This window comes from Embleya sp. NPDC020630, assembly GCF_044334985.1.
Classification (GTDB): domain Bacteria; phylum Actinomycetota; class Actinomycetes; order Streptomycetales; family Streptomycetaceae; genus Embleya.
Window position 1 is genome coordinate 29,616 of record NZ_JBIRUB010000026.1, and the last position, 18,244, is coordinate 47,859.

General features: G+C 71.5%; 17 protein-coding genes and 2 tRNA genes. 7 read left to right on the forward strand and 12 right to left on the reverse strand.

The window, feature by feature from the left end:
• Nucleotides 1-437: 437 nt before the first annotated feature.
• Nucleotides 438-1,313 carry a hypothetical protein gene (locus ACH4XV_RS42445; protein WP_395798923.1) on the reverse strand — a complete coding sequence of 292 codons (876 nt, stop codon included), beginning with the start codon at nt 1,311-1,313 and terminating at the stop codon, nt 438-440.
• Between the two features lie 155 nt (nt 1,314-1,468).
• Here ACH4XV_RS42445 and ACH4XV_RS42450 point away from each other — a divergent pair, with 155 nt between their 5' ends.
• Nucleotides 1,469-2,569 carry a Leu/Phe/Val dehydrogenase gene (locus tag ACH4XV_RS42450; RefSeq protein WP_395799019.1) on the forward strand — a complete coding sequence of 367 codons (1,101 nt, stop codon included), beginning with the start codon at nt 1,469-1,471 and terminating at the stop codon, nt 2,567-2,569.
• Nucleotides 2,570-2,808: 239 nt separating this feature from the next.
• Nucleotides 2,809-3,060: a DUF3073 domain-containing protein gene (locus ACH4XV_RS42455; RefSeq protein ID WP_020555620.1), complete on the forward strand. Its 252-nt coding sequence runs from the start codon at nt 2,809-2,811 to the stop codon at nt 3,058-3,060.
• A 195-nt stretch (nt 3,061-3,255) separates the two neighbouring features.
• Here ACH4XV_RS42455 and purM read toward each other — a convergent pair whose 3' ends face one another.
• The 3 genes from purM to ACH4XV_RS42470 form a co-directional block, all read right to left on the reverse strand.
• Nucleotides 3,256-4,329: a phosphoribosylformylglycinamidine cyclo-ligase gene (gene purM / locus ACH4XV_RS42460; RefSeq protein WP_380003466.1), complete on the reverse strand. Its 1,074-nt coding sequence runs from the start codon at nt 4,327-4,329 to the stop codon at nt 3,256-3,258.
• Between the two features lie 120 nt (nt 4,330-4,449).
• On the reverse strand, nt 4,450-6,006 hold the full coding sequence (gene purF, locus ACH4XV_RS42465; protein WP_078976141.1) for an amidophosphoribosyltransferase: 1,557 nt from the start codon (nt 6,004-6,006) through the stop codon (nt 4,450-4,452).
• A gap of 37 nt (nt 6,007-6,043) precedes the next feature.
• Nucleotides 6,044-6,832 (reverse strand): sterol carrier family protein, encoded by a 789-nt coding sequence (locus ACH4XV_RS42470; protein WP_395798926.1) that lies wholly within the window; start codon nt 6,830-6,832, stop codon nt 6,044-6,046.
• Nucleotides 6,833-6,978: 146 nt separating this feature from the next.
• Between ACH4XV_RS42470 and ACH4XV_RS42475 the strand changes: the two genes are divergently transcribed.
• On the forward strand, nt 6,979-7,338 hold the full coding sequence (locus tag ACH4XV_RS42475; RefSeq protein ID WP_395798928.1) for a hypothetical protein: 360 nt from the start codon (nt 6,979-6,981) through the stop codon (nt 7,336-7,338).
• Nucleotides 7,308-8,177: a hypothetical protein gene (locus ACH4XV_RS42480; protein ID WP_395798930.1), complete on the forward strand. Its 870-nt coding sequence runs from the start codon at nt 7,308-7,310 to the stop codon at nt 8,175-8,177. The genes ACH4XV_RS42475 and ACH4XV_RS42480 overlap by 31 nt, the downstream gene beginning before the upstream one ends.
• Before the next feature lie 79 nt (nt 8,178-8,256).
• Here ACH4XV_RS42480 and purL read toward each other — a convergent pair whose 3' ends face one another.
• From purL to purS, 3 genes are read right to left on the reverse strand one after another with little or no spacing between them, the layout of a single operon-like run.
• Nucleotides 8,257-10,506 carry a phosphoribosylformylglycinamidine synthase subunit PurL gene (gene purL / locus ACH4XV_RS42485; RefSeq protein WP_395798932.1) on the reverse strand — a complete coding sequence of 750 codons (2,250 nt, stop codon included), beginning with the start codon at nt 10,504-10,506 and terminating at the stop codon, nt 8,257-8,259.
• Nucleotides 10,506-11,183, reverse strand: a complete 678-nt coding sequence (gene purQ, locus ACH4XV_RS42490) for a phosphoribosylformylglycinamidine synthase subunit PurQ (protein WP_395798934.1) — start codon at nt 11,181-11,183, stop codon at nt 10,506-10,508. Before purQ ends, purL begins: the two co-directional genes overlap by 1 nt.
• On the reverse strand, nt 11,180-11,443 hold the full coding sequence (purS, locus tag ACH4XV_RS42495; protein WP_078976147.1) for a phosphoribosylformylglycinamidine synthase subunit PurS: 264 nt from the start codon (nt 11,441-11,443) through the stop codon (nt 11,180-11,182). The genes purQ and purS overlap by 4 nt, the downstream gene beginning before the upstream one ends.
• A gap of 495 nt (nt 11,444-11,938) precedes the next feature.
• On the opposite strand from purS, the gene ACH4XV_RS42500 reads away from it, so the two are divergent.
• The 3 genes from ACH4XV_RS42500 to ACH4XV_RS42510 all read left to right on the forward strand — a co-directional run bounded on the left by ACH4XV_RS42500 (nt 11,939) and on the right by ACH4XV_RS42510 (nt 12,718).
• Nucleotides 11,939-12,265: an Lsr2 family protein gene (locus tag ACH4XV_RS42500; RefSeq protein WP_126636576.1), complete on the forward strand. Its 327-nt coding sequence runs from the start codon at nt 11,939-11,941 to the stop codon at nt 12,263-12,265.
• Between the two features lie 214 nt (nt 12,266-12,479).
• Nucleotides 12,480-12,551: transfer RNA gene (locus ACH4XV_RS42505), tRNA-Gly, on the forward strand.
• Between the two features lie 91 nt (nt 12,552-12,642).
• Nucleotides 12,643-12,718: transfer RNA gene (locus ACH4XV_RS42510), tRNA-Gly, on the forward strand.
• Between the two features lie 142 nt (nt 12,719-12,860).
• Here ACH4XV_RS42510 and ACH4XV_RS42515 read toward each other — a convergent pair.
• The 5 genes from ACH4XV_RS42515 to ACH4XV_RS42535 form a co-directional block, all read right to left on the reverse strand.
• Nucleotides 12,861-13,763, reverse strand: coding sequence for a phosphoribosylaminoimidazolesuccinocarboxamide synthase (locus tag ACH4XV_RS42515; RefSeq protein ID WP_395798936.1), 903 nt, complete (start codon nt 13,761-13,763; stop codon nt 12,861-12,863).
• Between the two features lie 73 nt (nt 13,764-13,836).
• Nucleotides 13,837-15,213: a hypothetical protein gene (locus tag ACH4XV_RS42520; RefSeq protein ID WP_395798938.1), complete on the reverse strand. Its 1,377-nt coding sequence runs from the start codon at nt 15,211-15,213 to the stop codon at nt 13,837-13,839.
• Nucleotides 15,214-15,405: 192 nt separating this feature from the next.
• On the reverse strand, nt 15,406-16,686 hold the full coding sequence (purD, locus tag ACH4XV_RS42525) for a phosphoribosylamine--glycine ligase (protein WP_395798940.1): 1,281 nt from the start codon (nt 16,684-16,686) through the stop codon (nt 15,406-15,408).
• A gap of 43 nt (nt 16,687-16,729) precedes the next feature.
• Nucleotides 16,730-17,332 carry a hypothetical protein gene (locus ACH4XV_RS42530; protein ID WP_380003454.1) on the reverse strand — a complete coding sequence of 201 codons (603 nt, stop codon included), beginning with the start codon at nt 17,330-17,332 and terminating at the stop codon, nt 16,730-16,732.
• 88 nt (nt 17,333-17,420) lie between these two features.
• Nucleotides 17,421-18,143 (reverse strand): GntR family transcriptional regulator, encoded by a 723-nt coding sequence (locus ACH4XV_RS42535; RefSeq protein ID WP_395798942.1) that lies wholly within the window; start codon nt 18,141-18,143, stop codon nt 17,421-17,423.
• Nucleotides 18,144-18,244 lie beyond the last annotated feature (101 nt).

The following is an 18,244-nucleotide window of genomic DNA, read 5'->3' on the forward strand; positions in this document are numbered from 1 at the left end:
GTTATAGGACGAACGGCTTGTCCTTCACAGTACAAGTACACCATCCGTCGCACCCGGTTGGTCAAACCGCCGGAATTGGCATCCCAGGGTTCAAGCCACGCGATCCCGAAGGACCAGGCATAGCGGACAGTCACATGACTGTGACGATGAGTCACACGGGCCCGGCCGTCCCCTCGCGTCCACCCCGCCCCACCAGCAACGAAGTATCCCCGATGACCCGACCCGACCAGACCGACTACATCTGGTTTGTCCTTTTCATCATATACGAACCATTCGCTGGCGTATGCACCTTGTTGTGAGTCGATCTCCGACAACCTGGAGAGCTGGGAGTCCCACAACTCGAACCAGCAGGTTGAGAGGCTTTCAGATCACAGGGTGACTGAACACGAAAGAGTGACGACGGTCACGCCGAAACTTCATGAAATGCGGACGCTTGCTCAGCTCGCGTGCTCCAGAGCGCGTACCGATTGCCAACGCTCCGTAATCCTGCGGTAGGCCGCCGATGCTCGCGCTCCGTCACCGGACCCCAGTGCGGCGATGCCCTCCGCGACGTCCGCGACGGAGGTGTCGGCGGTCGGATCGGGGGCGACCAGCCGCACCAGGCCGCCGTAGTCGAGCTCGACCATCGCGCGCGGATGGAACTCCTCCAGCCACCGGCCGACGTTCTCCAGACCGGTGATCAGCGCGCCGTCCTCGACCGTCTCGCGCAGCACCTTCAGCGCCCGGGCGATCCGTCGCCTGGCCTGCACCATGGGGGTCCGGTAATACAACTCCCCGGGCCCCGAGCCGCCCTCGGCCGCGGGCACCACGACCCGCTCCTCCGGCGCGAACAGCACGAACCAGCGCACCGGGACGTGCCACGTGCTGCTGTGGATGTGCGGATGCACGTCGGGGTGCGCCGACTTCCACCGCTCGTGCTCCAGGTGCGCCTGGTCGATCACCAGCCGGGGCCAGAACACGTCCAGGACGGTCGCCGGATACTCCCGGCGCAGTTCGGCCAGCGCGGTCCAGCAGCGCAGCCGGGTCTGCCGGGGGCAGACCACCGTGACGCCGTCCAGGACCTGCACGTAGGCGTCCTCGCTCTCGTGCGGCGGGGCGATCACCGGCGGTGTGGCCAGAAGGTTCTCCAGGCCGCTCCGGTGCTCCTGCGCGGTGAGTCCGGCGGGCGAGGGCGGCTCGGCCGCCGCGGAGGTGCCTGACGGCCGCGTGGCGGCATACGCGGCCCACCGGCCGCGTTCCGGCTCGGGAAACGCCGCCAGCGGCTCGTACACCCGCAGATACGCCGCGTAGGGGGCAACCACCGAAGTCCGCACGAACGCATCTTGGCACGTCGCCGATGTCCCGAGCCGGCGAAGGTCCAACCCGGTGATCCGCTCGGGTTCTAGGCTTGAACCGCCGCGCAGATCCGCGCGGCGCAGTGTCATCACGTCACCACGAAACCCATGGAGTCACCACAGTGACCGACAGCATGGACGGCCCGCACGACACGACGTCGGGCCTGGTGTTCGGCAGGTCGACCGGCCACGAACAGGTCGTCTTCTGCCAGGACCGCGCGAGCGGACTGCGCGCGATCATCGCGATCTACTCCAGTGCCCTGGGGCCCGCGCTCGGCGGTACCAGGTTCCACCCCTACGACACCGAGGAGGAGGCCGTCGCCGACGTCCTCAACCTCTCCCGCGGCATGGCCTACAAGAACGCCCTCGCCGGCCTCGACCACGGCGGCGGCAAGGCCGTGATCATCGGCGACCCGACCCGGGACAAGACCGAGGTGCTGCTGCGCGCCTACGGCCGCTTCGTCCAGTCCCTGGGCGGTCGCTACATCACCGCCTGCGACGTGGGCACCTACGTCGACGACATGGACGTGGTCGCCAAGGAGTGCGACTTCGTCACCGGCCGCTCCCCCGAGAACGGCGGCGCGGGCGACTCGTCCGTGCTGACCGCGTACGGGGTCTTCCAGGGCATGCTCGCCTCGGCCGAACACCGCTGGGGCACCCCGACGCTGCGCGGACGCCGAGTGGGCGTGGCGGGCGTCGGGAAGGTGGGCCGGCATCTGGTCGGGCACCTGGTCGCCGACGGCGCCTCGGTGGTGATCACCGACGTCGACGAGCGGGCGGTGGCCCGGGTGCGGCACGAGCACCCCGAGGTGGACTTCGTGGCCGACACCGACACCCTGATCCGCATACCGGACCTGGACGTCTACGCCCCCTGCGCGCTCGGCGGCGCGCTGAACGACGAAACCGTGCCGGTGCTGACCGCGGCCGTGGTCTGCGGCGCGGCCAACAATCAGCTGGCCCATCCGGGGATCGAGAAGGCGCTGGCCGAGCGCGGCGTGCTCTACGCGCCGGACTACCTGGTCAACTCCGGCGGGGTGATCCAGGTGGCCGACGAGCGGCACGGATTCGACTTCGAGCGGGCCAAGCGCAAGGCCTCCGGCATCCGCGCCACCACCGCGCGGATCTTCGCGTCGGCCGACGAGGAGGGCGTGCCACCGGCCGTCGCGGCCGACCGATTGGCCGAGCGGCGGATGGCGGATGTGGGCCGGCTGCGTGACATCTACCTCCAAAGCTGACCGACAGGGTATCGTCAGACCCGGCAAAGGACCCCAGATCAGGCCCCTGACCAGCTGCAACGGCACAGCCCGGTCGGGGTCCGAGCCCCGCTGTCACCCATGCGACGTACCGTCCGGCAGCGGAAGCAGGTACCGTTAATCCCCTACGGGCCGGTTCTCAAGTGCCATCGAACCGTCTCTGACTATGAACGCGTGTCAAGACCCGGGGCCGTGAGCCCCGTCGTTGAGGGGGTCGAGCCATGGGGCGCGGCCGGGCCAAGGCCAAGCAGACAAAGGTCGCCCGCCAGCTGAAGTACAACAGCGGCGGTACGGATCTGAGCCGTCTGGCTGAAGAGCTGGGCGCGTCGTCGCCAACCGACTTGCCGATCGGCAAGCCCGAGGTTGACGACGACACGAGTGAAGACGAGTTCGACGACCCCTACGCGGGGTATTCGGCTCGCTACAACGATGACGAGGACGAGGAAGACGACGGCCGATCGCGCCATCGTTGACCCCGCACCCCTCGTCGTCGGGCACGGGAGGAAACACCCTCTTCAGCCGGGGTGCCCGTGCACAGTGACACCGCCCGGTCCGGGACCGAGTAGGACGACTACTCGACCCCGGGCCGTTTGGCGTGTTCGCGAACACGCCCACGGCCGAGCCGCCGTCCCGTCGCGGGACGACGGCGGGCGCCGCGGGTGCCTTCGTCATGCCCGGTGATCGCCGCTCAGTACGGCCCGGCCGGAACCGGTGACCACGTCGCCGAGGATCCAGGCCGGCACGCCGCGCTCGGCGAGCACCGCGAGGGCCGCGTCGGCGGCGTCGGCGGCGACCACCGCGACCATGCCCACTCCCATGTTCAGCGTCTTCTCCAGCTCCGACCGGGGCACCTCGCCGAGCGCGCCGACCAGGCCGAAGATCGGGGCCGGGGTCCAGGTCGAGCGGTCCAGGCGGGCGTCCAGGTGGGCCGGGAGTACCCGGGCCAGGTTGGCCTCCAGGCCGCCGCCGGTGACGTGCGAGTAGGCGTGCACGTCGGTGCGCCGGGCCAGGTCCAGGCAGTCGAGCGAGTAGATCCGGGTCGGTTCGAGCAGTTCCTCGCCGAGCGTGCGGCCCAGTTCCGGGACGTCGCGGTCGAGCTTCCAGCCGGCGACGGCGAAGAACACGTGGCGGGCCAGCGAGTAGCCGTTGGAGTGCAGGCCGGAGGCGGCCATCGCGATCACCACGTCGCCCTCGCGCACGCGCTCCGCGCCGAGCAGGCCGTCGGCCTCCACCACGCCGGTGCCGGCGCCCGCGACGTCGTACTCGTTCGGGTCGAGCAGGCCGGGGTGCTCGGCCGTCTCGCCGCCGACCAGCGCGCAGCCGGCCAGGACGCAGCCCTCGGCGATGCCCTTGACGATCGCCGCGACCCGCTCGGGGAAGACCTTGCCGGTGGCGATGTAGTCGGTCATGAACAGCGGTTCGGCGCCGCATACGACGAGGTCGTCGACGACCATGCCGACCAGGTCGTGGCCGATCGTGTCGTGCTTGTCCATCGCCTGCGCGATGGCGACCTTGGTGCCCACGCCGTCGGTCGCGGTGGCCAGCAGGGGGCGCTCGTACCGCTTGAGCGCGGAGACGTCGAACAGGCCGGCGAAGCCGCCCAGGCCGCCGACGACCTCGGGCCGGGTGGCCTTGCCGACCCATTGCTTCATCAGCTCGACGGCGCGGTCACCGGCCTCGATGTCGACGCCGGCCGCGGCGTAGCTCGCGGTGCGGGGGGTGGGGGTGGACTGGTCGCTCACGGCGGCGGCCCTTTCGGGTCGGGGTGGATCCTTGCGGAACGCCCGTCGCGCCCCCGGGAAGGGGGACGCGACGCGGCGCACCGGAAACGGACACTCGCTGGACTGCGCGGACTCGGCGGATCAGGGACGACGGAGCGCGTCCTCCGCGCCGCCGCCGCCGAGGAGGGCCTGCACGCCGTCCACGTCGGTGCGGACGGACTGCTCGATGCCTTCGAGCAGGTGCTTGCCCAACCGCTCGGGGTCGGGCAGCTCGATCGGGTATTCCCCGTCGAAGCAGGCCCGGCACAGCCGGTCCTTGGGAATGGTGGTCGCCTCGACCATCGCGTCGAGCGAGATGTAGGCGAGCGAGTCGGCGCCGAGCGACTTGGCGATCTCGTCCACCGAGAGACCGTTGGCGATCAGTTCGGCCCGGGTGGCGAAGTCGATGCCGAAGAAGCACGGCCACTTCACCGGCGGCGAGGAGATCCGCACGTGCACCTCGGCCGCGCCGGCCTCGCGCAACATGCGCACCAGCGCGCGCTGGGTGTTGCCGCGCACGATCGAGTCGTCGACCACGACCAGGCGCTTGCCCTGGATGACCTCGCGCAGCGGGTTGAGCTTGAGCCGGATGCCCAGCTGGCGGATGGTCTGGCTGGGCTGGATGAAGGTCCGGCCCACGTAGGAGTTCTTGACCAGGCCGTTTCCGTACGGGATGCCGGACTGTTCGGCGTAGCCGATCGCGGCGGGGGTGCCCGATTCCGGGGTCGGCATGACCAGGTCGGCGTCGACCGGGTACTCCTGGGCCAGCCGGCGACCCATCTCGACCCGGGACGCGTAGACGCCGCGGCCCGCGATGGTGGTGTCAGGGCGGGCCAGGTAGACGTATTCGAAGACGCAGCCCTTGGGCTTGGCCTCGGCGAAGCGCCGGGTGCGCAGGCCGTGCTCGTCGACCGCGATCAGCTCGCCCGGTTCGATCTCGCGGATGAACGAGGCGCCGACGATGTCGAGGGCGGCGGTCTCGCTCGCCACCACCCAACCGCGCTCCAGGCGGCCGAGCACGAGGGGCCGGATGCCCTGGGGGTCGCGCGCGGCGTAGAGCGTGGTCTCGTCCATGAAGACCAGCGAGAAGGCGCCCTTGACCTCGGGCAGCACCTGCATCGCGGTCTGTTCCAGGGACAGGTCGGGGCTGCCGGCCAGGAGCGAGGTGAGCAGGTCGGTGTCGCTGCTGGCCTCGATCCGGCCCTGGTAGGGGTAGTTGAGTTCGCCGCGATCGGGGCCCTGCTCGGCGACCAGACGGGACAGCTCACCCGTGTTGGTGAGGTTTCCGTTGTGGCCGAGCGCGATGCTGCCGGTCGCGGTGGCCCGGAACGTCGGCTGGGCGTTCTCCCAGACGGACGATCCGGTGGTCGAGTAGCGGGCATGGCCTACGGCCATGTGCCCGCGGAGCGAGCCCAGAGTGGTTTCGTCGAAGACCTGGGAGACCAGGCCCATGTCCTTGAAGACCAGGATCTGGGATCCGTTGCTCACAGCTATGCCGGCGGATTCCGTCCCGCGGTGCTGCAAAGCGTAGAGACCGAAATAGGTGAGTTTTGCGACCTCTTCGCCGGGGGCCCAGACGCCGAAGACGCCGCAGGCGTCCTGCGGGCCCTTCTCGCCGGGGAAGAGATCGTGGTTGAGTCGTCCATCGCCACGTGGCACGTGATCGAGTCTACGACAGGGCCGGATCGGTCGCGGATCACCCCATCAGTGGCAGATATTCGGACAAGTCGCTGCGTTCGCCACTGGCCAGGACTCGACCGTCTTCGACGGCGTCCGCCCAGGTCAGACGGCCGGTGGCGAGGCGGATCCAGGTCCTTGGGTCGGTCTCGACCACGTTGGGCGGAACGCCCCGAGTGTGCCGGGGTCCTGTGACGCACTGCACTACGGCGAACGGCGGGACGCGGACCTCGACCGCGTGTCCGGGAGCGCGGGCGGCGAGCGCGTCGGCCAGCGCGCGGACCACCGTGCCGAGCGCGTGGCGGTCGTGCGGGAAGGGCTCGCCGGTGGCCCGCTCCAGGTCGTCGCTGTGCACGACGCCCTCGACGAGGCGGGTGACGAGCATGTCGGGCAGGCGCATCGGGCCGATCCGGGTGATCGTCGTGCGGGTGTCCGGGACGTCGTCCAGGGCGGCGATCGCGGCGTCGACGCAGTCGGCGGGGGTGCGGCCGGCCTCGGCCATGTCGTCGGCGATGGCGGAGATCACCGAGGCGTGCGCGGCGGTGCCGTTGGCCCACTGCTCGACGGTGATCGGCGGGCCGGTCGGAACGGGTTCGGCGAGCCAGCGCGGGACCGCCTCGACGCTCGCGGCCAGGTGGCCGACCAGGTTGGCGGTGGACCAGCCGGTCAGCCCGGAGGGGGCGGCGAGTTGCTCCGGGGTCAGCCGTGCCGTGACCTCGGCCATCGCGCGCCACTCGGCGATCAGCGCGCTGCGCACCTTGGCCGGATCGACCTTGCGGGGGCGGGGGGCGGCGGAGCGGTTCGTCATGGGTGCAGGTTAGAGGGCGGGCGGCGGGTGGGGTGGAGGGTTTTCGGCTCGGGTCGGCGGTTTTCGGCCCGGAGTAGGCGATTCGTTTCTGCACGGATGCGGCGCGGGCTCGCCCGCTGCGGCCGGCGTGCCGTGACGCTGGGGGCATGAGCGATTACGGGGATCCCGGCCGGGTCGAGGCGATCGCGGCCGAGTTGGCCGGGGCGGCGGAGCGGGTGCGGCCCGTCTCGACGGCGGTCGACTGGCGCGGCGGGGCGGCGGAGGCGTTCGCGGCTCGGGCGCAGGTCTGGCGGCGGGAGTGTGCGGCGACGGAGCCGGCGGTGCTGGCCGTGGTCGAGGCGCTGCGGGCGCACGCGGCGGCGATACGGGCCGCGCTGGGCCGGATCGCGGCGAACGAGCGGGCGGCGCGGGAAAGGGCGGGGTCGGCGGCGGGGTCGGACGCGGCGGAGCGTTTCCCGGCGTCGGGCAGTGCGGCGTGGTTGGACCAGCGGTGGGCGGCGCGGTGATCGCCGGGTTCGCCGCCGAGCCGGGCGCTCTGGTCACGCTCGCGGGTCGGTTGCGGGCGGTGGCGCGGGAGGTGTGGGGGCTGCGCGAGCGGGTGGCGGCGGTCGATGTCGCGGCGAGCCGCCCGTTGGCGCCGGAGACCTTCGAGGTGCTGCGGACCCGGCTTCGGGAGGCGGTGGAGACGCTGGATCGGGCCGAGCGGGGCGGGGTGGATCTGGCCGATCGGCTGGTCGACAACGCCCGGTCCTATGCGGCGGCGGACCACGGCGCGGCCACCCGACTGCTCGACCTGGCGCCGGCGGGCGGGCCGCGCGCGGGGCTCGGCCCGGCCGACGGGTGGGTCCGCGCGGGCGAGCCGTCGTTCGCGCCGCCGGAGGTGTACGACGGGCCGTTCGCGATCCGGCCGATCGGTCGCGGGGCGGGCGTCGTGCGGGTCGCGGCGCCGGGGTCGGGCGGGGAGGAGATCGTGGCCCGGGCGAGGCGGTGGGCCGACCTGGGTTTGGGCTACAGCATGAGCGGCTTGCACGACGGCTACCGCACGGACTGCTCGGGGCTGGTCTCGATGGCCTGGGGGCTGCCGCCGCCGGGGCTGACCACGGTGACCCTGCCGGAGGTGTCGCACCCGATCGGCCGGGACGACCTGCGACCGGGCGACATCCTGCTCAACACCGCTCCGGGCGCGGCCGGCCACACGCTGATCTTCGCGGGCTGGGCGGACGCGGCGCACACCAGGTACCACGCGTACGAGGAGAGCGCGCGCAAGGGCGCACACTTCGACACGATCCCCTACCCGTACTGGCCCGGGCACGGCACGTTCCGGCCATATCGGCTGGGGAGGTAGGGACGGCGGCGCCGGAAGACGGCGATGCCCGTGAGGGGTGCGCTGGGCACCCCTCACGGGCATCGGGAAGGTCGCCTGCTCAGCCGAACAGGGCCTTCAGGGTCCGCTCGTGGGCGGTGCGCAGTTCGTCCAGCGCCACCGTGAAGTGGCCCTGGAAGTCGAGCGTGTCGCCGTCGACCACACCGATCCGGGCGCACGGCAGGCCGCGCACCTTGCACATGTCGGTGAAGCGCATCTCCTCGCTCCTGGGCACCGCGACGATCGCCCGGCCCGCCGACTCGCTGAACAGCGCGACGGTCGGGTCGAGGTCCTCCGCCAGCACCACCCGCGCGCCGTGGCCGCCGGTCAGGCACGCCTCGACCAGGGCCTGGGCCAGACCGCCGTCGGCGAGGTCGTGCGCGGCGTCGATCATGCCGTCGCGCGAGCCCGCGATCAGGACCTCGGCGAGCAGCCGCTCGCGCTCCAGGTCCACCTTCGGCGGCAGGCCGCCGAGGTGGTCGTGGGCCACCTGTGCCCATGCCGAGCCGGACAGTTCCTCGTGCGTGTCGCCCAGGAGCAGGATGATCTGCCCCTCCTCGGCGAAGCCGACCGGCGTGCGCCGCTCGACGTCGTCGATCACGCCGAGCACGCCGACCACCGGGGTCGGGTGGATCGCCGTCTCGCCGGTCTGGTTGTAGAACGACACGTTGCCGCCGGTCACCGGCGTGCCCAGGATCCGGCACGCGTCGGCCAGGCCGCGCGTGGTCTCGGCGAACTGCCACATCACCGCCGGGTCCTCGGGCGAGCCGAAGTTCAGGCAGTCGGTGACGGCCAGCGGCCTGGCGCCGGTGGTGGCCACGTTGCGATACGCCTCGGCCAGCGCGAGCTGGGCGCCGATGTACGGGTCGAGCTTGCAGAAGCGGCCGTTGCCGTCGGTGGCGAGCGCCACGCCCAGGCCGGTCTCCTCGTCGATGCGGACCATGCCGGAGTCCTCCGGCTGGGCCAGCACGGTGTTGCCGAGCACGTAGCGGTCGTACTGGTCGGTGACCCACGACTTGTCCGCCAGGTTCGGCGAGGCGACCAGGTCGAGCAGCGTCGCCTTCAGCTCCTCGTCCGTACCCGGGCGGGGCAGCCGCTCGGCCGCGTCGGCCTGGAGGGTGTCCTGCCACTGCGGGCGCGCGTACGGCCGCTCGTAGACCGGCCCCTCGTGCGCCACGGTGCGCGGCGGCACGTCGACGATCTGCTCGCCGTGCCAGAAGATCTCCAGCCGGTCGCCCTCGGTGACCTCGCCGACGACGGTGGCGATGACGTCCCACTTGTCGCAGATCTCCATGAAGCGGGCCACGTGGGCCGGCTCCACGACCGCGCACATGCGCTCCTGCGACTCGCTCATCAGGATCTCTTCGGGCGAGAGCGTGTGGTCGCGCAGCGGGACGGTGTCCAGCTCGACCCGCATGCCGCCGGACCCGGCCGAGGCCAGCTCCGAGGTGGCGCAGGACAGGCCCGCGCCGCCGAGGTCCTGAATGCCCGCGACCAGGTGCTCGCGGAACAGCTCCAGGGTGCACTCGATCAGCAGCTTCTCCTGGAACGGGTCGCCGACCTGGACGGCCGGCCGCTTGGCCGGGCCGTCTGCGTCGAACGTCTCCGAGGCCAGGACCGAGACCCCGCCGATCCCGTCGCCGCCGGTGCGGGCGCCGTAGAGGATCACCAGGTTGCCCGCGCCGGACGCCTGCGCGAGGTGGATGTCCTCGTGCTTCATCACGCCCACGCACAGCGCGTTGACCAGCGGGTTTCCCTGGTAGCAGGGGTCGAAGACGATCTCGCCGCCGATGTTGGGCAGGCCCAGGCAGTTGCCGTAGCCGCCGATGCCCGCGACCACGCCGGGCAACACACGCCGGGTGTCGGGGTGTTCGGCCGCACCGAAGCGCAGCGGGTCCATCACCGCGACCGGACGGGCGCCCATCGCCAGGATGTCGCGCACGATGCCGCCGATCCCGGTCGCGGCGCCCTGGTAGGGCTCCACGTAGGACGGGTGGTTGTGCGACTCGACCTTGAAGGTCACCGCGTAGCCCTGGCCGACGTCGACGACGCCGGCGTTCTCCCCGATGCCCACGAGCATCGCGTCGTTCTCGGGCATCTTGTCGCCGAACTGGCGCAGGTGCACCTTGCTCGACTTGTACGAGCAGTGCTCGGACCACATCACCGAGTACATGGCCAGCTCGGAGGAGGTCGGCCGGCGGCCCAGGATCTCTCGGATGCGGGTGTACTCGTCCGGCTTGAGGCCGAGTTCGGCGAAGGGCTGCTCGACGTCGGGGTGTTCGAGCGCGTTCTTGACGGTGTCCAGGCTCATCAGGCGTTCACCAGGCGCTTCAGGATCGAGGTGAAGAAGGGGAGGCCCTCGGTCGTGGGACCGGTCAGCGGCTCCACCGCGTGCTCGGGGTGCGGCATCAGACCGACCACGTTCCCGGCCGCGTTGCTGATGCCGGCGATGTCGCGACGCGATCCGTTCGGGTTGAGGTCCAGGTAGCGGGCAACCACCCGACCCTCGGCCTCCAGCATGTCCAGGGTGCGTTCGTCGGCGACGAAACCGCCTTCACCGTTCTTGAGCGGAACAGTGATCTCCTGTCCGGGCTCGAAGTCCGACGTCCATGCGGTCGACGTGTTCTCGATCCGCAGCTTTTGGTCCCGACAGATGAAGTGGAGGTGGTCGTTGCGGGTGAGCGCGCCCGGCAGCAGGTGCGATTCGCAAAGAATTTGGAAACCGTTGCAGATGCCCAATACCGGAAGGCCGGCCTGCGCCTGCTCGATCACCGATTCCATGACCGGCGAGAAGCGCGAGATGGCTCCGCAACGCAGGTAGTCGCCGTACGAGAATCCGCCGGGCAGGACGACCGCGTCGACCTGCTGGAGGTTCTTGTCCTTGTGCCACAGGGCGACCGGCTCGGCGCCGGCGATGCGCACCGCGCGCCGGGCGTCGTGGTCGTCGAGCGAACCGGGGAAGGTGACGACGCCGACGCGGATCGTCACTTCTCCCCCTCCGCCTCGACGCGGACGGTGAAGTCCTCGATCACGGTGTTGGCGAGGAAGGACTCGGCGGCTTCGCGGATGCGGGCGAGGGCGGCCTCGTCGACCGGCCCCTCCAGCTCCAGCTCGAAACGCTTGCCCTGGCGGACGTCGGTGATTCCGTCGAATCCCAGCCGCGGCAGCGCGCGCTGCACGGCCTGCCCTTGGGGATCGAGGATTTCCGGCTTGAGCATGACGTCGACGACGACGCGTGCCACAGGCACTCCCACTGTGATGGTTCGGGCCGGTCGTCCGTATCGCGGGATACGGGGGGTCGGACCCTGCTGCTGGATCGGGTCGGTCGACGCCGGCACCCGATGGATCGGCGGTATCAGGGTACCGGCCGCCTCCGGGCGACCCGCCCCGGCGCCGAGTTATCCACAGCTTTGAGGTTGTCCACAGGGAGGTCGGCCGAGTCCGGATGTCAATAAATCGCCTCCAAACGGGCACTGCGGCCTGGCTGGGCTCATCCGGCGGTCGATTCGACGTCGCGTTGTCCACAGGCTGTGGATCAAACCGGCCGACACTCGGGACACGCCCGCCCTCGCGCGGCGAGAGGAATATCTCGCGTATCGTGAAAACGAATCGCCGACCGGTAAATTAGCGCTTACCGAACCGGAGAACAGCGGACCACACCGCAAGGGTTCGCGTTTAGCGCTTAGACTCGGCAATGTAGTTTTGTTTTTCGCCTCGGTGCTATCACCCGAGAGGACACCGCCATGGCCCAGCGTGTAGTCGTCAGCCTGCACGACGACATCGACGGAAGCGAGGCCACGGAAACCATCCGTTTCGGCCTCGACGGCAAGTCGTATGAAATCGACCTTTCGGAAGAGCACGTTCAGCAGATGCGGGATGCGCTGGCTCCTTATCTCGCGGTCGCGCGACGTACCGCGCGCACCGGAAAGCCCTTCCGCCAGACGACCGTCACCTCCGACCCCGCGGCGGTACGGGCCTGGGCTCGTGCGCGCGGTATGGACGTACCCGCCCGCGGGCGTATCCCGGCCCGGGTATACGCGGAATTCGAGGCCGCCAACACCGCGAACTGAGCGCACCTCCGCGCCGGCGACCGACACCAGACGTGTCCGATCCGGCCACCTCTCGGCCCCCGTCCCCGCCTGCGGCGGAGCGGGGGCCGGCGTCGTCCCGAAAGAACTTTCCCTGGCAAACCCGGACATCCGTGATGATCCGACTCCGGAGCGTACTGGGCACCCTCGGGGGTCCTATAGAGTTCTCTTGCACCCGGGAAACCGGGGAACACACGCAGGCGTAGCTCAGTGGTAGAGCGCCCCCTTTCCAAGGGGGAGACGCAGTGTTCAATTCCTGTCGCCTGCTCTGCTCGACCCCTCGAACCGAGGTCGGTGGCAACCACCTCCGCGGATCGGGTAGGGTTGGGGACACAACGCGGGGCAACGCCCCGAGTCGTGCGGACGTGGCTCAGTTGGTAGAGCATCACCTTGCCAAGGTGAGGGTCGCGAGTTCGAATCTCGTCGTCCGCTCCACGAGAAGGCCGGATCACTTATGTGATCCGGCCTTTCTGTCGTGTGCGTGGGGTCGGCCGGGTGCGCGTGGGCCGAATACCGCCCCGGCCGCCCCGACGGGTGTCGGGACGGCCGGGAATCGGCGTCGGGCGGGCTCGACCGATCAGGCCCAGCGGTTTCCGGTCAGTCGCTCGTACACCTCGACGTACTTCTCGTGCGTACGCGTGACGACCTCCTCGGGCATGTCCGGCGGCGGGGTGTCGGCCACGCGGTCCCAGCCCGACTCGGGCGAGGTGAGCCAGTCGCGCACGTACTGCTTGTCGAAGGACGGCTGGGCGTGCCCCGGCGCCCAGCGGTCGGCGGGCCAGTAGCGGGACGAGTCGGGGGTCAGCACCTCGTCGGCGAGCACCAGGCCACCCGCCGGGTCGAGGCCGAACTCGAACTTGGTGTCGGCCAGGACGAGCCCGCGCTCGCGCGCGATGTCCCGGGCCCGGCCATAGACGGAGAGCGTGGCCCGGCGCAGCGCGTCGGCCAGTTCCGCGCCGTGCCGCTCGGCGACGTACGCGAAGGAGACGTTCTCGTCGTGCTCGCCGACCTCGGCCTTGGTGGCCGGGGTGAAGATCGGCTCGGGCAGCTCGGAGCCCTCGGTCAGGCCCTCGGGCAGCGCGACGCCGCACACCGAGCCCGAGGCGCGGTACTCCACGGTGCCGGACCCGGCCAGGTAGCCGCGCGCCACACACTCGACCGGCACCATGTCCAGCCGACGGCACACCAGGGTGCGGCCGGCCCAGTCGGCGGGGGCGCCGGCGGGCACGTCGGTGGACAGCACGTGGTTCGGGTACAGGTCCGCCAGCAGGTCGAACCACCACAGCGACAGGCTCGTGAGGATCCGGCCCTTGTCCGGGATCCCGGGCTCCAGGACCCAGTCGTAGGCGGAGATCCGGTCGCTCGCCACCATCACGAGGTTGTCGTCGGCGTCGGTGTACAGCTCGCGCACCTTGCCGGTGTGGATGTGGGTCAGACCGGGGACCTCGACCGGCTCGGGTTTGGTGACGAATCCGCTCACGGAACCAGCGCTTTCTTGGGGTGTGGTGGGGCAGGGTGAGTCTTTCACGGGCCCCACCACGGACCCGAGGGCGTCAGGCCGCCGAACCGTCGGGGTGGACCGGCTCGCGGGTGGCGATGCCGATCCGGGCCAGCCAGGCGCGCAGCGGGGCGTCGTTGCGTTCGTCGACGGCACGGGTGATCAGCGTCGCCAGGTCGACCGCGCGGCCGGAGCCGTCGACCAGGACCGGGCCGTCCAGCCAGTCCACCGCGGGGTGCATCCGGCCGGTGTCCAGGGCCGCGCACGCCACCACCGCGAACAGGTGGTCGGCGGCCTTGCGGTGGTCCTCGTCCGGGTCCCGGCGCAGCACCGCCAGGGCGTCGTCGACGGGGGCCGCGAACGCCGCCGCGCGGGCCCGCCACACCGGCTCGATGACCGCGTCGGGGTAGTCGGCCCAGGAGACCGGTTCAGGGGTGGGTCCGTCGGCGAAGATGCCCGCCGCGAGCCGGGAGATCTCGCCGTCCATGGCGACCGGGTCGGCGAGCAGGTCGCCGGCGGCCCGCTCGGCCAGACGGGCTCCGAACGCGTCGGCGAGCTTGTCCCGCCGGGACAACTCGGTCAGCGCCGAGACCACGCCCGCCATCAGCGCGTCCGGGCGGCGGCCGATGGCCCAGGCGGGGGCGGCGAGCCGGGTCAGCAGGCGGTCCCAGCCGGCGTAGGCCAGGCCGACCTGTTCGTGCGCGGTGGCGCGCAGTTCGGGCTCCAGCGGGATGGCCAGGGCCGCCGCGCCGACCGCGATCTCGCGCTCCATCAGTTCGGCGTGGCCCTGGCACAGGCCGAGCAGTTGGCGGGCGAAGGAGCGGGAGAGCCGGCGGGCCGGGCGCAGCGGGGCCGGGCCGAGTGGGCGGCGTACGTCGGCGACAGCGTCGAGGCGGCGGACCCAGCGGCGGGCGCCGGCGACCACCGGTTCGGCGGACGCCTCGGTGCCCGCCACGACCGGGGCGAGCAGGGCGCGCAGTTCGCCCACCCGCAGCCACCACAGGAACGGCGCGCCGACCACCAGGACGGTGCGTCGGGGTCGGCGGGGGTCGGGTTCCAGCCAGCTGTCGCATTCGGGGCACAAGCGGATGCCGTCGGGCACCGGCACGTCCAGGCGCTCGGCCAGCTCGCGCACCATCGTGTGCAGTTCCGGCGCGTCGTCCGGGGCCAGCACGACCGCCGGGACACCGGTGCGGCGCACCAGCGCCAAGTCGAGCGCGACCCACCCGAGCAGGGCCACGATGGCCACCGCCAGGGCGGCGAGCAGCGTGCCCGGGGCACTCTCGCCGAAGGTGCGCGAGGCCCAGTACACCAGCAGGCCGGCGGCCGTCAGCGCGGCCAGGACGGCGCCGTTGCGCACCCACAGCACCGCGCGCGCCCGCGCGCGTGCCTCGGCCAGCGCCAGTGGTTCGGCCGACTCGCCCACACGCATCGCCCCCATCCGATCCTGGATCCGGGGATCACTCGTCCGGGTCGTCGGTCACGACCCGCGGTGCTCGCACGATAATGCGACGAGTTCTGGTGTTCAGCCGCTTCGGGCCGAACACCATCCCTGCGAGTGAGATCCGGGGCCGGACGGCTGTGTGGGTTTGAGCCGACCGGTAAAGGGGCCGAACGGCCGAATTCAGCCCTGGGGCCGGTAGCCGGCGACCGAGATCTCGCCCCGGCTCGCCTTGGCGGCGATGTCGGTGCGGTGGTGCGAGCCGGGCAGGCCGATCAGGGCCACCCCCTCGTACGCACGCTCTCGGGCCTGCTCCAGGGTTGCCCCGGCGCCGGTGACGGAGAGCACCCGGCCGCCGGAGGACAACACCTCGCCGGCCTCGCCGCGGCGGGTGCCGCCGTGCAGGACGTAGGTGTGCGGGAGCTTGGCCACCTCGGCCAGGCCCTTGATCGGGTCGCCCGTACGCGGGGTCGCGGGGTAGTTCTCGGCGGCCACCACCACGGTCACGGCCGCGCCCTCGTGCCAGCGCAGCGGCTCCAGTTCGCCCAGTCGCCCGGTCGCGGCGGCGTGCAGCACGCCGGCCAGCGGGGTGGCCAGGCTCGCCAGCACGACCTGGGTCTCGGGGTCGCCGAAGCGGCAGTTGTACTCGATCACGCGCGGGCCGCGTGAGGTGAGCGCGAGACCGATGAACAACACGCCGGAGAACGGGGTGCCGCGGCGGCGCATCTCGTCCACGGTGGGCTGGGCGACGGTGCGCACCAGGTCCTCGGTCAGGCCCTCGGGGGCCCACGGGAGCGGGGTGTAGGCGCCCATGCCTCCGGTGTTGGGGCCCGCGTCGTCGTCGCCGACCCGCTTGAAGTCCTGGGCGGGCTGGAGGGCCACCACGTCGTCGCCGTCGCAGAGCACGAACAGCGAGACCTCGGGGCCGTCGAGGAACTCCTCGATCACCACCCGGTCGCAGGAGGCGGCGTGTGCGCGGGCGACGTCGAGGTCGTCGGTGACCACGACGCCCTTGCCGGCGGCGAGGCCGTCGTCCTTGACCACGTAGGGCGGCCCGAACGCGTCGAGGGCGCGGTCGGCCTCCTCGGCGGTGGTGCACACGTAGCTGCGGGCGGTGGGCACGCCGGCGGCGGCCATCACCTCCTTGGCGAACGCCTTGGAGCCTTCCAGGCGCGCGGCGGTGCCGGAGGGGCCGAAGCAGTCGATGCCCCGCGCGCGCACGGCGTCCGCGACCCCGGCGACCAGCGGGGCCTCGGGGCCGACGACGACGAGGTCGACGCCGAGGCGCTGGGCGAGGTCGGCGACGTCCCCGGCGTTGAGGGCGTCGACCTGGCGCAGTTCGGCCACCTGCGCGATGCCGGCGTTGCCGGGCGCGCAGTAGACGGCGGACACCGCGGAGTCGAGGGAGAGCGAGCGGCACAGGGCGTGCTCACGGGCACCGCTGCCAATCACGAGGACCTTCACACGGGCAGCCTAGTGGCACGCCCGGCGGCGGATGCCCCCGCGCTCAGGCGAAGACGACCATCGCGCCCAGGGTCACGCTCTCCTGGGCGGCGGCGTACAGGGTCGCCCAGACGAAACGTTCGCGGGCGAACGGGGCGCCGTCGTAGGTCGGCGTCGGCCTGGGCGGGTCGAGCAGGTCCACGCCGATGTACGGGGCCAGGTCCTCCAGCTCGCGCAGCATGCCCAGGCTGGAGCCGAGCGGTCCGCCCTCCTCGGGCAGCGGGTCGTCCATCAGCGGTTGCGGGAAGTCGATCGGCAGGTAGGCGCCGGCGTGGTCGTAGTGCCACACCAGGTGGGAGAACTGGGCGGCCGCCTCGAAGGTCTCCAGGAGGCGGTCGTAGTCCTCGCCCAGCCGCTCCACGGGGGTGACCGGGAACCCTGTGCGGTGCAGCAGGTAGGCGCGGCGCAGGTAGTGCAGCGACTCGTGGTCGAACGCGCCCGCGAGCCGCACCTCGGCGGTGCCCGGCTGCCAGGTGCGCACCGGCACGGTGGGCAGGCCGTGGCCCACCAGTGCGGCGTCGTAGGCGGCCAGTTCGTCGCGGAACGGATTCTCCGGGTTGTGACACAGCGCGTCCACCAGCGGAACGAGCCAGACGTCGCAATCCACGGTGCAGCTCCCGGTCCTGTCGATCCCACGCGGCGGTTACCGGCGCCACCGTACCGCCACCGCGCCGGCCCGCATCCATGGGCAAGCGTCAGTGCGCGTCCGCGAGTTCGCGGGCGAGCCGGCGACCGGCCGAGGTGTAGTCGCGCATCAGCGCCATCGATCCCTCCGCGTCGCGCGCGGCGACCTTGTCCGCGAGTTCGCGATAGCGGCCCCAGCCCGACGCGGTCGGCGGGGCGTCGCGCAGGTAGGGGACGATGTACATCCAGGCCTGGACCCGAAAGACCGCGAGCACGTCGGCGAGTCGGCGGTTGCCGCTCCAGCGGCCGAGTTCGCCGAAGAACCGCCGGTCGAGCAGCGCGACCTCGGACACGTCGCCGTTCCAGTGCGCGCCGTCGAGTCGGTCGCCGAGCGCCCGCAGCGTCGGCATCGCCTCGTCCGGCGCGGTCCGGGCGATCCGGCCGATCAGCGGCACGCCGAGCAGTCGGCGCGACTCGACGATCTCGGCGAAGTCGGTCCAGGTGAACCGGCAGACCTGGAAGCCGCGATGGTGGCCGCCGAGCAGCAGGCCCTGCGCGGCGAGCTGGATCAGCGCCTCGCGTACGGGGGTCGCCGACACCCCGAAACGTTGCGCGGTCTCGTTGACGGTCAGCGAGGTACCGGCCGGCAGCCGGCCCGTCACCAGGTCGTCGCTCAACACCTCGGCGATCTCCTGGCGCAGGCTGATCCGCCGCAACGGGGCCTGAGCACCGCCGGGATCGGCCGGGCCGAGAAGCAGGCCGCCGTCTAAAACACTGCCCTGTGTCGACTGCACGCGGTCTCTTCTCGCCGGCCGTCGGCACCGTCGCGCCGACGGGCACCCGTCCGATCAAGTCGATCGCGTCGATCATATGAACCGATATCCGATTTGGGGAG